This is a genomic window from Mizugakiibacter sp. (assembly GCF_039680435.1).
Lineage (GTDB): Bacteria > Pseudomonadota > Gammaproteobacteria > Xanthomonadales > Rhodanobacteraceae > Mizugakiibacter.
In genome coordinates, this window is record NZ_JBDKSX010000029.1 from 1 (window position 1) to 16,418 (window position 16,418).

14 protein-coding genes and 3 tRNA genes are annotated in these 16,418 nt (G+C 71.4%); 10 read left to right on the top strand and 7 right to left on the bottom strand.

Annotation, left to right across the window (positions count from 1 at the left end; genetic code table 11):
* Nucleotides 1-136 precede the first annotated feature (136 nt).
* Together ABFC67_RS03195 and ABFC67_RS03200 are read right to left on the bottom strand one after the other, a co-directional pair.
* Nucleotides 137-745, bottom strand: a complete 609-nt coding sequence (locus tag ABFC67_RS03195) for a YdbL family protein (protein WP_346736599.1) — start codon at nt 743-745, stop codon at nt 137-139.
* Between the two features lie 98 nt (nt 746-843).
* The gene (locus tag ABFC67_RS03200) at nt 844-2,874 is read right to left on the bottom strand and encodes a hypothetical protein (RefSeq protein ID WP_346736600.1); all 2,031 of its coding nucleotides are present in this window, start codon (nt 2,872-2,874) and stop codon (nt 844-846) included.
* Between the two features lie 46 nt (nt 2,875-2,920).
* Here ABFC67_RS03200 and ABFC67_RS03205 point away from each other — a divergent pair, with 46 nt between their 5' ends.
* The 4 genes from ABFC67_RS03205 to ABFC67_RS03220 all read left to right on the top strand — a co-directional run bounded on the left by ABFC67_RS03205 (nt 2,921) and on the right by ABFC67_RS03220 (nt 4,197).
* Nucleotides 2,921-3,622, top strand: a complete 702-nt coding sequence (locus ABFC67_RS03205) for a response regulator (protein ID WP_346736601.1) — start codon at nt 2,921-2,923, stop codon at nt 3,620-3,622.
* A gap of 275 nt (nt 3,623-3,897) precedes the next feature.
* Nucleotides 3,898-3,973, top strand: a tRNA-Ala gene (locus ABFC67_RS03210).
* Between the two features lie 9 nt (nt 3,974-3,982).
* Nucleotides 3,983-4,058: transfer RNA gene (locus tag ABFC67_RS03215), tRNA-Glu, on the top strand.
* Nucleotides 4,059-4,120: 62 nt separating this feature from the next.
* Nucleotides 4,121-4,197 (top strand) — tRNA-Asp (locus tag ABFC67_RS03220).
* Nucleotides 4,198-4,325: 128 nt separating this feature from the next.
* Here the strand turns inward: ABFC67_RS03220 and ABFC67_RS03225 are convergent.
* Both ABFC67_RS03225 and ABFC67_RS03230 read right to left on the bottom strand, forming a co-directional pair.
* Nucleotides 4,326-4,793 carry a DUF1249 domain-containing protein gene (locus tag ABFC67_RS03225; protein WP_346736602.1) on the bottom strand — a complete coding sequence of 156 codons (468 nt, stop codon included), beginning with the start codon at nt 4,791-4,793 and terminating at the stop codon, nt 4,326-4,328.
* Nucleotides 4,794-4,843: 50 nt separating this feature from the next.
* Nucleotides 4,844-5,662, bottom strand: coding sequence for a pyruvate, water dikinase regulatory protein (locus ABFC67_RS03230; protein WP_346736603.1), 819 nt, complete (start codon nt 5,660-5,662; stop codon nt 4,844-4,846).
* Between the two features lie 138 nt (nt 5,663-5,800).
* On the opposite strand from ABFC67_RS03230, the gene ppsA reads away from it, so the two are divergent.
* A complete protein-coding gene (gene ppsA / locus ABFC67_RS03235) occupies nt 5,801-8,173 on the top strand; it encodes a phosphoenolpyruvate synthase (protein WP_346736604.1) in 2,373 nt (790 codons plus the stop codon).
* 148 nt (nt 8,174-8,321) lie between these two features.
* Entirely contained in the window at nt 8,322-8,528 is a 207-nt protein-coding gene (locus ABFC67_RS03240; protein WP_346736605.1) for a hypothetical protein, read from the top strand.
* A 128-nt stretch (nt 8,529-8,656) separates the two neighbouring features.
* On the opposite strand, the gene orn is transcribed toward ABFC67_RS03240, so the two are convergent.
* Entirely contained in the window at nt 8,657-9,226 is a 570-nt protein-coding gene (gene orn / locus ABFC67_RS03245) for an oligoribonuclease (protein WP_346736606.1), read from the bottom strand.
* Between the two features lie 134 nt (nt 9,227-9,360).
* Here orn and sbcB point away from each other — a divergent pair, with 134 nt between their 5' ends.
* From sbcB to ABFC67_RS03265, 4 genes are all read left to right on the top strand, one after another.
* Nucleotides 9,361-10,791 carry an exodeoxyribonuclease I gene (gene sbcB / locus ABFC67_RS03250; RefSeq protein WP_346736607.1) on the top strand — a complete coding sequence of 477 codons (1,431 nt, stop codon included), beginning with the start codon at nt 9,361-9,363 and terminating at the stop codon, nt 10,789-10,791.
* Nucleotides 10,792-10,912: 121 nt separating this feature from the next.
* A complete protein-coding gene (locus ABFC67_RS03255; RefSeq protein WP_346736608.1) occupies nt 10,913-11,599 on the top strand; it encodes a DUF2461 domain-containing protein in 687 nt (228 codons plus the stop codon).
* 7 nt (nt 11,600-11,606) lie between these two features.
* The gene (locus ABFC67_RS03260; RefSeq protein WP_346736609.1) at nt 11,607-12,797 is read left to right on the top strand and encodes an MFS transporter; all 1,191 of its coding nucleotides are present in this window, start codon (nt 11,607-11,609) and stop codon (nt 12,795-12,797) included.
* Nucleotides 12,798-12,859: 62 nt separating this feature from the next.
* A complete protein-coding gene (locus ABFC67_RS03265; protein WP_346736610.1) occupies nt 12,860-13,285 on the top strand; it encodes a phosphate-starvation-inducible PsiE family protein in 426 nt (141 codons plus the stop codon).
* 5 nt (nt 13,286-13,290) lie between these two features.
* Here the strand turns inward: ABFC67_RS03265 and epmA are convergent, their stop codons facing one another.
* Together epmA and ligA are read right to left on the bottom strand one after the other, a co-directional pair.
* Nucleotides 13,291-14,253 (bottom strand): EF-P lysine aminoacylase EpmA, encoded by a 963-nt coding sequence (gene epmA / locus ABFC67_RS03270; RefSeq protein ID WP_346736611.1) that lies wholly within the window; start codon nt 14,251-14,253, stop codon nt 13,291-13,293.
* On the bottom strand, nt 14,246-16,330 hold the full coding sequence (gene ligA, locus ABFC67_RS03275) for an NAD-dependent DNA ligase LigA (RefSeq protein ID WP_346736612.1): 2,085 nt from the start codon (nt 16,328-16,330) through the stop codon (nt 14,246-14,248). Before ligA ends, epmA begins: the two co-directional genes overlap by 8 nt.
* Nucleotides 16,331-16,418: the final 88 nt, after the last annotated feature.

A 16,418-nucleotide genomic window follows, 5' to 3' on the forward strand; every position in this document is an offset into this window, starting at 1 on the left:
GCCGTCGACGCGGGCCACGCCGCGGCCGTCGTGGGTGAGGTCGGTGATATCGACGTCGAGATCGGTCATGCGGAGAAACGAAAAGCCCGGGCCGCGGGGCCCGGGCGTGGATGGCGTGCGCGGAAGCACGGCGCGCTTACTTGCGCTTCCAGGCGCCGGAGCTGTCCTGATAATACCAGCCGGCGTGGGCGCGCTCGATCCAGGTCCTGGCGAAGGTCTGCCGGATCTGCGTCTCCCATTCCGGATGCCCGTTGGCGACGGCGATCGCGCGGTACAGCGCGGCGCGGTCGGCGTTCTCGGCGGCGACCGCGGGGTTGAGCTGGCCGCGCTGCGCCAGCGGTGCGGCAGTGGCGTCGCGCACCGCGACCATGCCGTTGTTGGCGTAACCCACCGCGCCGCTGTCGAGCAGGCCCTGCAGCGGGCCCTGGAAGCGCGCCGCCATGCGCGCGCGGATCGCCTCGATCTCCGGCGTCTTCAGGTTGATGTCGGGCTCGGCCGCCTGCGCGGCCGGCACCACCAGGTCGAGCAGCGCGCCGAGCGCGCCGCCGCCGCTCTTGTCGTCTTCGGGTTTGGCCGGCTTGGAAGGTTCGGCCGGTTTGCTTTGCTGCGCCTCCGGGCCGATCACCTTGTCGACGAACTGCTGCGCGGCCTTCTCGGCGGCGGCGGCAGGAAAGTACACGTTGATGGTGACGCAGCCGGCCAGCAGGGCCAGCGCGGCGGCGAGCGTGACGACGGTCTTGCGCATGACGTGTGCTCCCTTGGGATCTGTGGACCGATACCGGAATCTACGCTGCGGACATGCGGGAGACCTGCTCCCATTCCCCACCCCGGCCTTCGCGCGGTTCACTGCACCACCGGCGCGCTGCCCGAGGCCGCCGCCTTGACGCGCGCCACCAGTACCGACCAGTCCACCTGCTGCTGGTGGCCGACCACCTTGATGTACGGCAGCCCGCGACCTTCGACGATAGTGTAGCCGTCATTGCCTGAATCCACTCCGCCCATGCGGCAGACGTTGCCGCTGAGCGTGCAACTCAGGCCGATGCGCCGGTAGCCGAAGCTGTCGAACATCTTCAGCACCCGCGCCTGCAGGCCAGCGACGAAGCCGCCGCCGCCGATGTCGGTGAGGCTCTTCACCGCGCGCTGGCTGATGCGCCCGCCCTGTTCCGCGTGCAGCTCGGCGGCGAACGCCACCGGCGACCAGTCGAGCAGCTTCAGGCCGCCGATGCGGCCGTCCATGCGGCCGGTGATCTTGCCGACATCGAACACGCCGGTGAGCTTCTCCAGGTCGAGGCCGCGCAGCGCGATGTCGGCGTCCAGTACCGGCGCGTCGCCGAACGGGTGCTGCACGCTGAGGTCGGTCACGTCGACGAAGCCGTCGAACACGTTCAGCGACAGGCCGCCGGCCAGCTCGACGCGGTCGTCGACGTAGCGCAGCGAGGGAATCGCACCGCCGAGCTTGCCCTGGAACGGCGGCCAGCCCAGCGCGCGGCACAGCGCCGGCATGTCGACGCCGGTCACCGCCAGCGACAGCGCCAGCCGGCCCGGCGCGGACGCCGCCGGGCGCAGCGCCAGCGACTGCAGGTTCAGCGTGCCCCGCAGCAGCGGCACGTCCACCGGTGCCAAGGTCTGCAACTGGCCGTCGCGGCCCTGCACGCGCATGCGTCCCGCGCCGAGCGGCACGCGGTACAGGTGGATGCCGCGCCAGCCGAGCGTGGTCGGCGGACGCGCGACGGCGGCATCCCAGTCGATGCTGCCGTCGAGGCCGCTCAGCGCGAGGCGGCCCTCGGCATCGGCCGCATCGACCGCGTTCGCCTGCAGCCGCAGCCGGGTCGGCTGGCCGTCGCGCAAGGCCACGCTGCCGCCGAGGCGGCCGGCGGTGCGCAGGTCCGGGTAGCCCAGCGCGGCCAGCCAACCCTGGCCGTAGCGCGCATAGGCCGCCGGCAGATGCGCGTCGAAGCGGCCGAGATCGAGGGCGGTCAGGTTGCCGTCGGCATCGAGGGCGAGGCTGCCGGCGAGCGCGAGCGCATCGCCGTCGTCGTAGCGCAACTGCGGAATCTCGATGCGGCCGCCGCGCACCCGCGCCTGCACGTCGAGCCGCGCCGGCCGCGCCGGCAGCTTGGCGTACAGCGGGCCGAACAGCAGCTCGCCACCGCGCAGGCGGCCGTCGACGTCGATGCGCGTGCGCCCGCCGGTGCTGTCGAAACCGACGCGCGCGGCGAGGCCGAGTGCCTGGCCCGCCAGCATGCCGCTGCGCGAATCGAAGCCGGCCGCGCTGAGCGCGAGGTCGCCGGTGGCGCGGATGCCGTCGTCGAGCACGTCCAGCGCGAGATTGCCGTCGGCGCGGCCGCCGCCCAGCCGTCCTTCCGGCCACGCCGCGGCCAGCACGCCCTGCAGCCAGGCCAGCGGCAGCCGGGTCAGGGTCAATTGCGCGTGGCTGGGCTGCTGCAGCGGCAGCGCAGCCCGCACGCTCGCCGTGGCCTGCGCGACGGTGAGCGTCAGGGTGTCGTTGTCGGGATCGACCAGCAGCACGACGCGGCCGTCGCGCAACGCCTGGCCGGGCGCGCCGGTCAGCGCGAGCGTGCCGTCGAGCTGCCAGCGCTTGGCGTCGAGGCGGCGCACCGCCGTGTCCAGGCGCAGGCCGACGTTCTTCCAGCCCAGCGCCGGCACCGCCGCGCGCGCCGCGTACAGGCGCAGCCGCGGCGCACCCTGCGGGTCGGCGACCAGCGCGGCGCGCACGCCGGTGAGCTCGACGCCGGGCAGGCGCAACGCGTCGGCGCCGACGACCAGCGCCGCGCGCGCGTCGGGCAGCCATGCCAGCGCGAGCAGCGCCAGCAGCAGGCGCAGCGTCGCGGATGCGCTTGATCCCTGCTTCATGCGGCGTCATTCTGCCAGAGTGCGACCGAATGCCAGGGAAACGGCCATGCACGACGCAACGCCAATCCACCTGCTGCTTGCCGAGGACGATCCGGTCAGCCGGCGCTTTCTCGCCGACGCCCTGCGCGGCCTGGGCTGCGCGGTGGATGCGCACGCCGACGGCGACGCCGCGCTGGCCGCGGCCCGCGCGGCGCGCTACGACCTGCTGCTGCTCGACCTCGGGCTGCCGGGGCGGGGCGGTGCGGCGTTGCTCGCCGCGCTGCGCGCGGATGCGCACGCGGCCTCGCGCGACGCACCCGCACTGGCGACCAGCGCGGGGCTGGACGCCGATCGGCGGCGCAGCCTGCTGGCAGCCGGTTTCGCCGCCGCGCTGGACAAGCCGCTGAGCGTGGCGACCCTGCGCGAGGCATTGCGCGCGCTGCTGCCCGTCCTCGCCGAACGACCGCTGCTCGACGATGCCCGCGCCGCAGCCGCCAGCGGCGACGCCGAGGCGGCGCGCGCGCTGCGCCGGCTGTTCGCGGGCGAACTCGACGCGCTGGCCAACGAGTTCGACACCGACGCGCTGCGCGACGGCGCCCTGCACGATCGCCTGCACCGCCTGCGCGCCGCCGCCGGCTTCTGCGGCGCCGATGCGCTGGAGCACGCGGCCGCGCTGCTGTCCGCGACGCTGCACGCCGGCGGCGACGCGACGATCGCGCTGGCGCACTTCCGCACGCTGCTGCGCGCGACGCGCGAAGCGCTCGGGTGAACGCACGCGGCGTCGGAACGTCGCCTCGCATCCGCACGCGCCACCCGTGAATGCGAAGGTTGGCGCGGGGTCGCGCATCGGCTCGCGACGGCGGCCGCGACGCGCGATGCATCGTCGCTCGCGGGCATGCCGATGCGCGCGGCCGCGCCGGCGAACGGCGCCGATCCGGCGATCGCCGGACCCGCGGCGGCGCGGCCGTCCGAGCCGTCCGGATTCCTGCATTCGGGGTGTTGACGGCCCACGCGTCGCCCCGTATTCTTCCGCGTCTCAGCAGTGGGGCCATAGCTCAGCTGGGAGAGCGCTACAATGGCATTGTAGAGGTCGCCGGTTCGATCCCGGCTGGCTCCACCACTTCGCTTCGTCCCCATCGTCTAGAGGCCTAGGACACCACCCTTTCACGGTGGCGACCGGGGTTCGAATCCCCGTGGGGACGCCAGTTCGATCGAGCCTTCGCGGCGACATCGGCGGCGGCGAAGGCGCTGAGCAGCAAGCAAACGCGGAGCGGTAGTTCAGCTGGTTAGAATGCTGGCCTGTCACGCCGGAGGTCGCGGGTTCGAGTCCCGTCCGCTCCGCCACTTGCATCGCAGACGCCCGCCTCGCGCGGGCGTTTCCGTTTGTGCGGAAGGCTTCGGCGCCCGCGATGCCTGCGCGCCATCGTCCGCGCCCGCGCAGGCATGGCGCCAGGCACCGGTTTCCGGCGCCGCTACCCCGCGCCGCGTTGCAGCGTCCCGGTCGAATGCCCCTGCTCGGCCAGGTACTCCAGCCAGCGGCTGAGGAAGCTGTTCATGCGCATGCGGTGCTGCAACACGGTGTGCGCGGCCGGGAACGGGCCCAGCACCTGCCACAGCTCGCGGCCCGGGTGGCAGTGCATGGCCTCGGCGACGTGCGCGTCCAGGTACATGCGCAACTGCGCCGACGGCGACGGGTGGCCGGTCTCGTCGTCGATGAACCCGTAGCTGAGGCTCAGCTCCAGCGTGTACGGATGGCGCTCGATCACGCGCAGGTGCACCGGCAGGCCGTCGTCGACGTCGGAGACGTAGTCGCCGGCCGCCAGCCGCTGCGGCGCGAACAGCCGCACCAGCCGGTGGTAGTTCTCGGCGTACAGCCCCATCAGGAAGCCGAAGCGTCCCGGCAGCAGCGGCGGTACGGGCGTGGCGATCACGGCGCTCATCGGCTTCGATCTTAGCATCGCCGGATGACGGCCCCGCGCGCGCCGCACCCTCAGAACATGTGCTTCTCGATGCCGAGCTGGGAGAGGATCTTGCTGCCGATTTCCTCGATCGAGGTGTGCGTGGTGTTCAGCGCCTGGATGTTCTCGCGGCGCATCAGCTTGTCGGCCTGCGCCAGCTCCCAACTGCACTGTTCGAGCGTCGCGTAGCGGCTGCCCGGGCGGCGCTCGTTGCGGATCTGCATCAGCCGCTGCGCGTCGATGGTGAGGCCGAACAGGCGCTCGCGGAACGGCCGCAGCAGCACCGGCAGCTCCTGCTGCTGCAGGTCTTCCTCGGTCAGCGGATAGTTGGCCGCCTTCACGCCGAAGTGCAGCGCCATGTACAGGCAGGTCGGCGTCTTGCCCGAGCGCGACACGCCGACCAGCACCACGTCGGCGTCGGCGTAGTTCACGTTGACGCCATCGTCGTGGGCCAGCGCGTAGTTGGTGGCGTTGATGCGCGTCTCGTACTTGGCGAAGTCGACCAAGCCGTGCGCGCGGTTGACCGCGCCGGAGCGCTTGCGCCCCAGTTCGTCCTCGAGCGGGCCGATGAACGGCGCGAACACTTCCAGCATCAGCGCGCCGCTGGTCGACAGGATCTCGTTCAGGACGCTGTCCATCACCGTGTTGATCACGATCGGCCGCTCCCCGCCGTTCTGCGCCAGCGCGGTCTTGATGCGCAGCGCGGCGGCCTGCGCCTTCTCCGGGGAGTCCACGAACGGGATGCGGTGGGTGTCGAAGCGCAGCCCCTCGAACTGGGCCAGGATCGAGTGGCCGATCGTCTCGGCGGTGATGCCGGTCGAATCGGAGACGTAGAAAACCGTCCTGCGCATGAACAGACTCCTCGCGGGGGAGGCCAGTTTAGCGGCTCGACGGCCCCGTCGCGCTTGTTTCGCGGCGCCGGGGAAGGGACAATTTAGCCCCTTTGCGGGCCTTTTCCCCGCCCACCCCACGTACTGAGGAGATCTCCCTTGAGCGATCTGGTGCTTTGGCTGGATGGCCTGCGCATGTCCGACCTCGGCAAGGTGGGCGGCAAGAACGCTTCGCTGGGCGAGATGATCGGCAACCTGGCCAAGCTCGGGGTCTCCGTGCCGGGCGGCTTCGCCACCACCGCCGAAGCCTACCGGCAGTTCATCGCGCAGAGCGGGCTGGCCGAACGCATCCAGCGGCGCCTGGCCACGCTCGACGTCGAGGACGTCGCCGCGCTCACCCGCGCCGGCGAGGAAATCCGCGGCTGGGTCGTCGAAACGCCGCTGATCCCCGCGTTCGACGAGGCCGTGCGCGCCGCCTACCGCAAGCTGTGCCACGTCGCCGGCGCCGACGACATCGCCGTCGCCGTGCGCTCCTCCGCCACCGCCGAGGACCTGCCCGACGCCTCCTTCGCCGGCCAGCAGGAAACCTTCCTCAACGTGCAGGGCGAGGACGACGTGGTGCACAAGGTGAAGGAGGTCTTCGCCTCGCTGTACAACGACCGCGCGATCGCCTACCGCGTGCACCACGGCTTCAAGCACGAGGAAGTGTTCCTGTCCGCCGGCGTGCAGCTGATGGTGCGCTCCGACATCGGCGCCTCCGGCGTGCTGTTCACCCTCGACACCGAATCCGGCTTCCGCGACGTGGTGTTCGTCACCGCCAGCTACGGCCTCGGCGAGATGGTCGTGCAGGGCGCGGTCAATCCCGACGAGTTCTACGTCTACAAGCCGACGCTCAAGGCCGGCAAGCCGGCGATCCTGCGCCGCCAGATCGGCGCCAAGCAGATGCAGATGGTGTACTCGAAGAAGGCCGGCGAGCGCGTCACCGTCGAGGAGACGCCGGCCGCCGACCGCCATCGCTTCTGCATCAGCGACGCCGACGTGCACGAACTGGCCCGCCAGTCGTTGATCATCGAGCAGCACTACGGCCGGCCGATGGACATCGAGTGGGCGAAGGACGGCCACACCGGCAAGGTCTACATCGTGCAGGCGCGCCCGGAGACGGTGAAGTCGCGCGCCCGCGCCACCCAGATCGAGCGCTACCAGCTCAAGCAGCGCGGCGAGGCGCTGGCGCACGGCCGCGCGATCGGCCAGAAGATCGGCGCCGGCGTCGCGCGCGTGGTGCGCTCGCTGGCCGACATGCACAAAGTGCAGCCGGGCGACGTGCTGGTCGCCGACATGACCGACCCCGACTGGGAGCCGGTGATGAAGCGCGCCGCGGCGATCGTCACCAACCGCGGCGGCCGCACCTGCCACGCGGCGATCATCGCGCGCGAGCTGGGCGTGCCGGCGGTGGTCGGCACCGGCCACGCGCTGGACACGATTCCCGACGGCGCCGACGTGACCGTGTCCTGCGCCGAGGGTGACACCGGCTACATCTACAAGGGCAAGCTCGCGTTCGACAAGGTCACCGCCGACCTCGGCGCGATGCCGCCGGCGCCGCTGAAGATCATGATGAACGTGGCCAACCCGGAGCGCGCGTTCGACTTCGCCATGCTGCCGAACGCCGGCGTCGGCCTGGCGCGCCTGGAGATGATCATCGCCAGCCACATCGGCGTGCACCCGCAGGCGCTGCTCGACTACGCCAAGCAGGACGCCGACACCAAACACCGCATCGACGAGCGCATCGCCGGCTACAGCGATCCGGTCAGCTTCTACGTCGACCGCCTCGCCGAAGGCATCGCCACGATCACAGCGGCGTTCGCGCCGCATCCGGTGATCGTGCGCCTGTCCGACTTCAAGTCGAACGAGTACGCCAACCTGATCGGCGGCCGCCAGTACGAGCCGCACGAGGAGAACCCGATGCTCGGCTTCCGCGGCGCCAGCCGCTACGTCGATCCGAGCTTCGAACCCAGCTTCGCCCTCGAATGCCGCGCCATGAAGAAGGTGCGCGAGGAGATGGGCCTGACCAACGCCTGGGTGATGATCCCGTTCGTGCGCACGCTGGAGGAAGGCCGCAAGGTGATCGAGGTGCTGAAGCGCCACGGCCTCGAGCAGGGCAAGGACGGGCTGAAGGTCATCATGATGTGCGAGGTGCCGTCGAACGCGCTGCTGGCCGACGAGTTCCTCGACGTCTTCGACGGCTTCTCGATCGGCTCCAACGACCTCACCCAGCTGACGCTGGGCCTCGACCGCGACTCCGGCATCGTCGCCCACCTGTTCGACGAGCGGAACCTCGCGGTGAAGAAGCTGCTGGCGATGGCCATCAGCACCGCGCGCGCCAAGGGCAAGTACATCGGCATCTGCGGCCAGGGCCCGAGCGACCACCCCGACCTCGCCGAGTGGCTGATGGACCAGGGCATCGAGTCCGTCTCGCTCAACCCCGACACCGTGGTCGATACCTGGCTGATGCTGGCGAAGAAGAAAGCCAACTGAGCGCCGCGGCAGCGCAGCATCGAAAAAGGCGGGCCCGGCCCGCCTTTTTCATGCGGCAACGTCGCTTGATACGCTACGGCGTCGGACGGGCGATGCCGGGCAACGTGCCCGGCGCCCGGGCCCCATCCACGCCGCGACGGAAGCGCAAATGCCCGGTCAAGCCTCCATCCTCTGGGGACTGCTGTTCGGCTCGATCGGGCTGGGCTACTTCGTGTACGGCAAGCGGCAGCGCGCGGTCGTGCCGCTGGCGTGCGGACTGGCGCTGATGGCGTTTCCGTATTTCGTGTCCGGCACCGGCTGGCTGGTCGCGGACGGGCTCGTGCTGGTCGCCGTGCCGTGGTTCGTGCGGCTGTAGCGCATGGCGTGAGCCGCAGGGTGGGCGGTGGGGCGGGCTGCAGCCCACCGAACGCATGAGTCGCCGCATCGATGGTGGACTGAAGCCCGCCCTGCATGCCGCATTTGCCAGCGTGGGCGGAGTTGGCCCTACTTCGGCGCCACCAGCCCCGAAAGCGCGCCCATGTAGCCGCGGTAGTAGCGCAGCTCGGCGATGGAATCGTGGATGTCGGCGAGCGCGGTGTGGGTGGAGTCCTTGGCGAACCCCTTCATCAGCTCGGGCGCCCAGCGGCGCGCCAGCTCCTTGATCGTGGAGACGTCGAGGTTGCGGTAGTGGAAGAACTTCTCCAGCCGCGGCATCTGCCGGTACAGGAAGCGGCGGTCCTGGCAGATCGAGTTGCCGCACATCGGCGACTTGCCGGGCCCGACCCAGGCGGCGAGGAATTCCAACGTGCGCGCCTCGGCCTCGGCGTGGTCCGTGCCGGACTCGAGCACGCGCCGCCACAGGCCGGACTTGCCGTGCTGGTTGCGGTTCCAGTCGTCCATCGCTTCGAGGCGCGCGGAGTCGTGGCGCACCGCGAACACCGGGCCTTCGGCCAGCACGTGCAGGTCGCGGTCGGTGACGACGGTGGCGATCTCGAGGATGGAATCGCGGTCGGTGTCGAGCCCGGTCATCTCCAGGTCGATCCAGATCAGGTTGTCGTCATTCGACGGTGACATGCGTGCTCCCTTGCGCCGGGTCCGTGCTTCTTCGGCGGCGTGCGGGGCGCGGAAGCTCCGCGCTTTGCGTGCCGGCCCGCAAAGATTACATTGGATCGCCGCAGGCGCGGAAATCACGGCGCAGGGAATACGGGATGGGCGCACAGACGTTCTTCTGGCACGACTACGAAACATCCGGCATCGACGCGCGCCGCGACCGGCCGCAGCAGTTCGCCGGCATGCGCACCACGCTCGAACTGGAACCGGTCGGCGAACCCGTCTCGTTCTTCTGCAGGCCGCCGCGCGACGCGCTGCCGAATCCGCTGGCCGCCCTGGTCACCGGGCTGGTGCCGCAGGACCTCGAGCGCGACGGCGTGATCGAGGCCGAGTTCGCCGCGCGCGTGCAGGAGGCGCTGGGCGAGCCCGGCACCTGCGGCGTCGGCTACAACTCGCTGCGCTTCGATGACGAGTTCACCCGCCACCTGCTCTACCGCAACTTCTTCGATCCGTACGAGCGCGAGTGGAAGGACGGCAACTCGCGCTGGGACCTGATCGACCTGGTGCGCATGTGCTACGCGCTGCGCCCGGAAGGCGTCGAATGGCCGCGCCGCAACGACGGCGCGCCCAGCTTCCAACTGGAGGAGCTCGCGCGCGCGAACCGCCTCGAACAGCGCCGTGCGCACGATGCGGCGTCCGACGTGGAGGCGCTGGTCGCGCTGGCGCGCCTGATCCGCGTGCGCCAGCCGCGGCTGTGGGACTGGAGCTTCGCGCTGCGCCGCAAGCAGCGCGCCTTCGAGCTGCTCGACGTCGCCGGCATGACGCCGCTGCTGCACGTATCCGCGCGCTATCCGGCCAGCCGCGGCTGCCTCGCCGTGGTCGCGCCGCTGGCGATGCATCCGAGCCAGCCGAACGCCGTGATCGTGGTCGATCTCGACGCCGACCCCGGCACTTGGCTGCACCTCGACCCCGAGGAAATCGCCGACCGCCTGTTCACGCCGCGCGCCGACCTGCCCGAGGACGTCGTTCGCGTTCCGCTGAAGCTGGTGCACGCCAACCGCTCGCCCGCGCTGGCGCCGCTGTCGGCGCTGAAGGGCGTGGACACCGCGCGCCTCGGCCTCGACCTCGAACGCTGCCTCGCGCACGGCGCGCGCCTGCGCGCGGCGGACGGCGTCGCCGAGCGCGTGCGCCGCGTGTTCGCCCAGCCGGAGGAACGCGGCGCCGTCGACCCCGAGCTGGCGCTGTACCGCGGCTTCGCCGGCGACGCCGACCGCCGCGTCTGCGCCACGGTGCGCGCCACGCCGCCGGCCGAGCTCGGCACGCGCGCGTTCGGCTTCCGCGACCCGCGCTACGCCGAGCTCCTTTTCCGCTACCGTGCGCGCAACTGGCCCGACACGCTGGACGCCGGCGAGGCCGAACGCTGGGAAGCGTTCCGCCGCGAGCGCCTGACCGGCGAGACGCCGCTGACCACGCTCAACCTCGAGGCCTACTTCGCCGAGATCGCGCGCCTGCGCGCGGAACCCGCGCGCGCTCCCGCGGAACACGCCCTGCTGGATCGCCTCGAGCAGTGGGGCCGCGAGATCCTGTGAGACGCGGCCGGCCGCCGCAGGCTCCCCGGTCGCTACCGGTAAAACGGAGCGAAGCCCGATAATGTCGCGCCGGCAATCCGTCGCGCCGTAACGACGCGACCTCGGACCGATCGGAAACCTCATGGCCGAAACCTATTTCACCCCCGCCACCCTCCGCTTCCTGCGCGACCTCGCCGCCCACAACAACCGCACCTGGTTCAAGGCGCAGCAGGCGCGCTACGAGGCGCAGGTGCGCGAGCCTTATCTCCGCCTGATCGCCGACCTGCAGGCGCCGCTGGCGAAGATCAGCCCGCACTACCGCGCCGATCCGCGCAAGGTCGGCGGTTCGCTGTTCCGCATCCAGCGCGACACGCGCTTCTCCGGCGACAAGCAGCCGTACAAGACCTGGGCCGGCGCGCGCTTTTTCCACGAGCGCCGCCGCGAGATGCCGGCGCCGTCGTTCTACCTGCACATCCAGCCCGGCGACTGCTTCGCCGGCGGCGGCGTCTGGCACCCGGAAGCGCCGACGCTGAAGCGCATCCGCGACTTCCTCGCCGATAATCCCGCCACCTGGAAGCGCGCGGTGCACGCCAAGGCGTTCCGCGAGCGCTTCGAGATGTGGGGCGAGCGCCTGACGCGCCCGCCGCGCGGCTACGATCCCGCCCACGAGCTGATCGAGGACCTGAAGCTGAAGAGCTTCGCCGCCGGGGCTGGTTTTCCCGACAAGCTGGCCTGCTCGGCCGAGCTGCTGCCGCACGCGGTCGACACCTTCAGGCGCATCGCGCCGATGATCGACTACCTGTGCGCCGCGCTGGACCTCGAGTTCTGAGCGCGGCATGACGCCGCCCGCCGCGCTGCCCGCGCCGCGTCTGGCGGGGTTCTACTTCGCCTACTACGCAGCGTTGGGCGCGTTCCTGCCATACTGGAGCGTGTACCTCGACGCGCGCGGCTTCGACGCGGCGGCGATCGGCGCGCTGACCAGCCTGTGGTACGCGACGCGCGTGGTTTCGCCGTCGGCCTGGAGCTGGCTGGCCGCGCGCAGCGCGCGCCCGGTGCGCTGGCTGCGCGTCGGCTGCGCCGCCACGCTGCTGTGCTTCCTGCCGCTGCTGGCGCCGCGCGGCTTCGCCGTCACCGCGGTGGCGATGGCCGCGTTCTGCTTCTTCTACAACGCGGTGATGCCGCAGTTCGAGGCGATCACGCTGTCGCACCTCGGCGCGCGCAGCGAGCGCTACGGGCGCATCCGCGTATGGGGCTCGATCGGCTTCGTCGCCGTGGTCGCGCTGTACGGCGCGGCGCTCGACCATCTGGCGGCGACCGCCCTGCCCTGGCTGATGCTGCCGCTGTTCGCCGGCTTGCTGGCCGCGTCGGCCGTCAACGACTACGGCCCTGCGCATCACGCGCGCGAAGCGGACGACGCGGGCGACGCGCCCGGCTTCGCCGCGCGGCTGCGCCGCCCCGAGGTGCTGGCCTTCTTCGCCAGCATGCTGCTGCTGGCGATCTCGTTCGGCCCCTACTACACCTTCTACTCGATCTACCTCGAAGCGCAGGGCTACAGCGGTCGCGCCACCGGCGCGCTGTGGGCCTGCGGCGTCGCGGCGGAGATCGTGCTGTTCTTCCTCGCAGCGCGCATGTTCGCACGCTGGCACGCGGTGACCGTGCTGAGGGTTTCGCTGCTCTCCGCGGTGGCGCGCTGGCTGCTGACCGCGTGGTTTCCGCAACTGATGCCGGTGATGCTGCTGGCGCAGCTCAGCCACGCGCTGAACTTCGCCGCGTGCTTCGCCGCGGCGATCCAACTGCTGGCGCGCTTCTTCCCGGGACGCATGAACGGCCACGGCCAGGGCGTGTTCTACGCCGTCAGCGGCGTCGGCGGCACGCTGGGCGCGCTGGGCTCGGGCCTGGCCTGGCACGCGCTCGGCGGCGCGCAGGCCTTCATGCTGGCCGCCGCCGCCGCGGCGCTGGCTGCATGGGTGGCCTGGCGCGGCCTGCGACCGTATGCCACACCCGCCCAAAGCCCGGCGCCGCCCTGATCCGGTTTGCCATGCCATGCGCAACTGCTAACGTGGCCGCAAACCGCCGCGAGGACGCGTCCATGGCCACCCGCTTCGAGTCTATCCTCAAGGCAACGGGCAATCGGCTGATCGTCGTGGTCGAGCGGCTGGGGCTGCTGATCGTGCTGGGGGCAACCATTGTCGCCGCCGGCCAGGAGATCGAAGCGACCTGGCGCAACGGCCGGGTCGCCGTCACCGACCTGCTGTTGCTGTTCATCTACCTCGAACTGCTGACGATGAGCGGGGTGTACTGGCGCGTGGGTCGCCTGCCCGTGCGCATGCCGCTGTACATCGCGATCGTGGCGATGGCGCGGCACCTCACGCTCGATACCACCGCCGCCTCGCCGCTGGCCGTGCTCTCCGAAGCCGGCGCCGTGTTGCTGCTCGGCGCGGCGGTGCTGCTGGTGCGCTACGGTCACAAGCGCTACCCCTACGACGACGAGGGCGACCGCACGCCGCTCAGCTGAGCGCGTCAGGCCTCGGCGAACGGGAACGCCAGCACGTCGGCGATGGCGTCGGTGCCGGCCATGCCCATCAGCAGGCGCTCGATACCCAGCGCGACGCCGGCGCATGCCGGCATGCCGTCCAGCGCGGCGAGCAGGCGCTCGTCGATCGGCGGTTCGCGGCGGCCGCGTGCGCGGCGCGTGGCGAGGTCGCGCTCGAAGCGCGCGCGCTGCTCGGCAGCGTCGTTCAGCTCGTGGTAGCCGTTGGCCAGCTCATGGCGACCGAGGTAAAGCTCGAAGCGCTCGGCCACCGGCGGATCGTCGCGGCGGACCTTCGCCAGCGCGCACTGCGTCGCCGGATAGTCGTGGACCACGGTGATGCGGCCGGGCGGAAATGCCGGCTGCAACCGGTGCGTGATCAGCAGGTCCAGCCAGTCGTCGCGGCCGAGTCCGTGGGGGTCGATGGCGAAGTCGGCCAGCGGCGCGCGCAGCGCCTCGAGCGGCGCGCGGTGCGGGTCGATGCCCAGTTCGCGCTTGAACAGCGCGCGGTAGCTCAGCGTCTCGACGCGCGCGTCGCGTCCGGCCAGCGCCAGCGCCGCCTGCACCAGCGCCACGGTTTCCTCGGCGAGCCGGCGATGGTCCCAACCGACGCGGTACCACTCCAGCATGGCGAACTCGGGATTGTGGCTGCGCCCGGCCTCGCCGTTGCGGAACACGCGGCCCAGCTCGTAGCAGTCGCCGACGCCCAGCGCCAGCAGCCGCTTCAGCGGATATTCCGGCGAGGTGCGCAGCCAGCGCTCGCGCGCGCCGCCGTCGACGTGGCCGTCGAACGATGTGCTGAAGCTCTCGATGTTGGGCTCGGTGTTGCCCGCCGCCGACAGCATCGGCGTCTCCACCTCGAGCATGCCGCGCTCGGCGAAGAACGCGCGGATCCGGGCGTACAGGCGCGCGCGCAATCGCAGCGCGCCGAGCAGGTCCGGACGTTCAACCACCGTGATGCTCCAGCAGCTCCAGCAGGCGCGCTTCGTCCCAGATCTCGACGCCCAGCTCGCGCGCCTTGTCGAGCTTGGAGCCGGCGGCTTCGCCGGCGACGACGAAGCCGGTTTTCTTCGACACGCTGCCGGCGACCTTGGCGCCGAGCGCTTCCAGCTTGGCCTTGGCCTCGTCGCGGCTCAGCGACGACAGCGTGCCGGTGAGCACGACGGTCTGGCCGGCGAGCGGGCCGTCGGCGCTGCGCTGCGGCGGGCCTTCCTTCCAGGCGACGCCGGCGGCGCGCAGCTTGGCGATCACGTCGAGGTTGTGGCGTTCGCGGAAGAACGCGACGATGCGCGAGGCCACCACCGGACCGACGTCCGCCACTTCCAGCAGCGCCGCTTCGTCCGCCTGCGCGATCGCGTCCAGCGCGCCGAAATGGCGCGCCAGCGTCTTCGCGGTGGCCTCGCCGACGTCGCGGATGCCGAGTGCGAACAGGAAGCGCTCCAGCGTGGTGCGCTTGCTGCGCTCGATCGCCTCGACCAGGTTCTCCGCCCACTTGGTGGCGACCTTGCCCTGCTTGACCGTCTCCGGCACGGTGCCGTCGCGCTCGTCGGCGCGGCGCTTCATCCCGGTGAAGTCCTCGACTGCCAGCCGATACAGGTCGGCGACGGTATTCACGTAGCCGAGGTCGCACAGATCCTCGATGTAGCGTCCGCCCAGGCCTTCGATGTCCATCGCGCGGCGCGAGGCGAAGTGGTGGATCGCCTCCTTGCGCTGCGCCGGGCAGAACAGGCCGCCGCTGCAGCGCCAGGCCGCCTCGCCTTCCTCGCGCACCAGCGCCGAACCGCACACCGGGCAGTGCGCCGGCATGCGCCATGGATGCGTGCCGTGCGGACGGCGCTCCGGCACCACGCGCGCGACCTCGGGGATCACGTCGCCGGCGCGGCGCACGATCACCGTGTCGCCGACGCGCACGTCGAGGCGCGCGACCTGGTCGGCGTTGTGCAGGGTGGCGTTGGTGACGGTCACGCCGGCCACCTGCACCGCCTTCAGGCGCGCCACCGGCGTGACCGCGCCGGTGCGGCCGACCTGCACGTCGATCGCCTCGACCGTGGTCATCTGCTCCTGCGCCGGATACTTGTGCGCCAGCGCCCAGCGCGGCGCGCGCGAGACGAAGCCCATCTCCTGCTGCCAGTCGTAGCGGTCGAGCTTGTAGACCACGCCGTCGATGTCGTACGGCAGCGCGTCGCGCCGCGCGCCGATGCGCCGGTAGTAGTCGAGCAGGCCCTCCAGCCCGCGCGCGTGCTCGACCAGCGGGCTGACCGGAAAGCCCCACGCGCGCAACTGCGCCAGCGTCGCCGAGTGCGTGCGCGGCAGATGCCCGCCCTCGACCGCGCCGATCGCGTAGGCGAAGAACGCCAGCGGCCGCGAGGCGGTGACGCGCGGATCGAGCTGGCGCAGCGATCCGGCGGCGCCGTTGCGCGGATTGGCCAGGGTCTTGTCGCCGCGCTTCAGCGCCGCCGCGTTGTACGCCTCGAACGCGGCCTTCGGCATGTACACCTCGCCGCGCACTTCCAGCACGCGCGGCCAGCCCTCGCCGCGCAAGCGCAGCGGGATCGCCTTGACCGTGCGCAGGTTCGGGGTCACGTCCTCGCCGACGCTGCCGTCGCCGCGCGTCGCGCCCTGCACGAACGCGCCGTCCTCGTAGCGCAGGCTGATCGCGAGACCATCCAGCTTGGGCTCGACCGAGAACTCCGGCCGTTCGATACCGAGCGTGGTTTCGATGCGGCGCACGAAGTCGGCGGCCTCCTCGTCGCTGAAGGCGTTGTTCAACGACAGCATCGGGATGGCGTGGCGCACCTCGGCGAATTGCGCGGACGGGCGCACGCCGACGCGCTGCGTGGGCGAGTCGGGCGTGACCAGCGCGGGATACCCGGCCTCCAGCGCCTGCAGCTCGCGCAGCAGGCGGTCGTACTCGGGGTCGGCGAGGGTCGGGTTGTCGAGGACGTAATAGCGGTAGTTGGCGTCCTCGATCTGCGCGCGCAGGCGTGCGGCGCGCTGGGCGATCTCGGGGGGCACCTTGGCGTGGCTCATCGCGGGCATGGGTCGTGGCCGGATACGCGCAGTTTACCGGCTTGTTGCGCCGCGCCGCGCGGGTGCAGGATGCTTGGGCGCACGCACG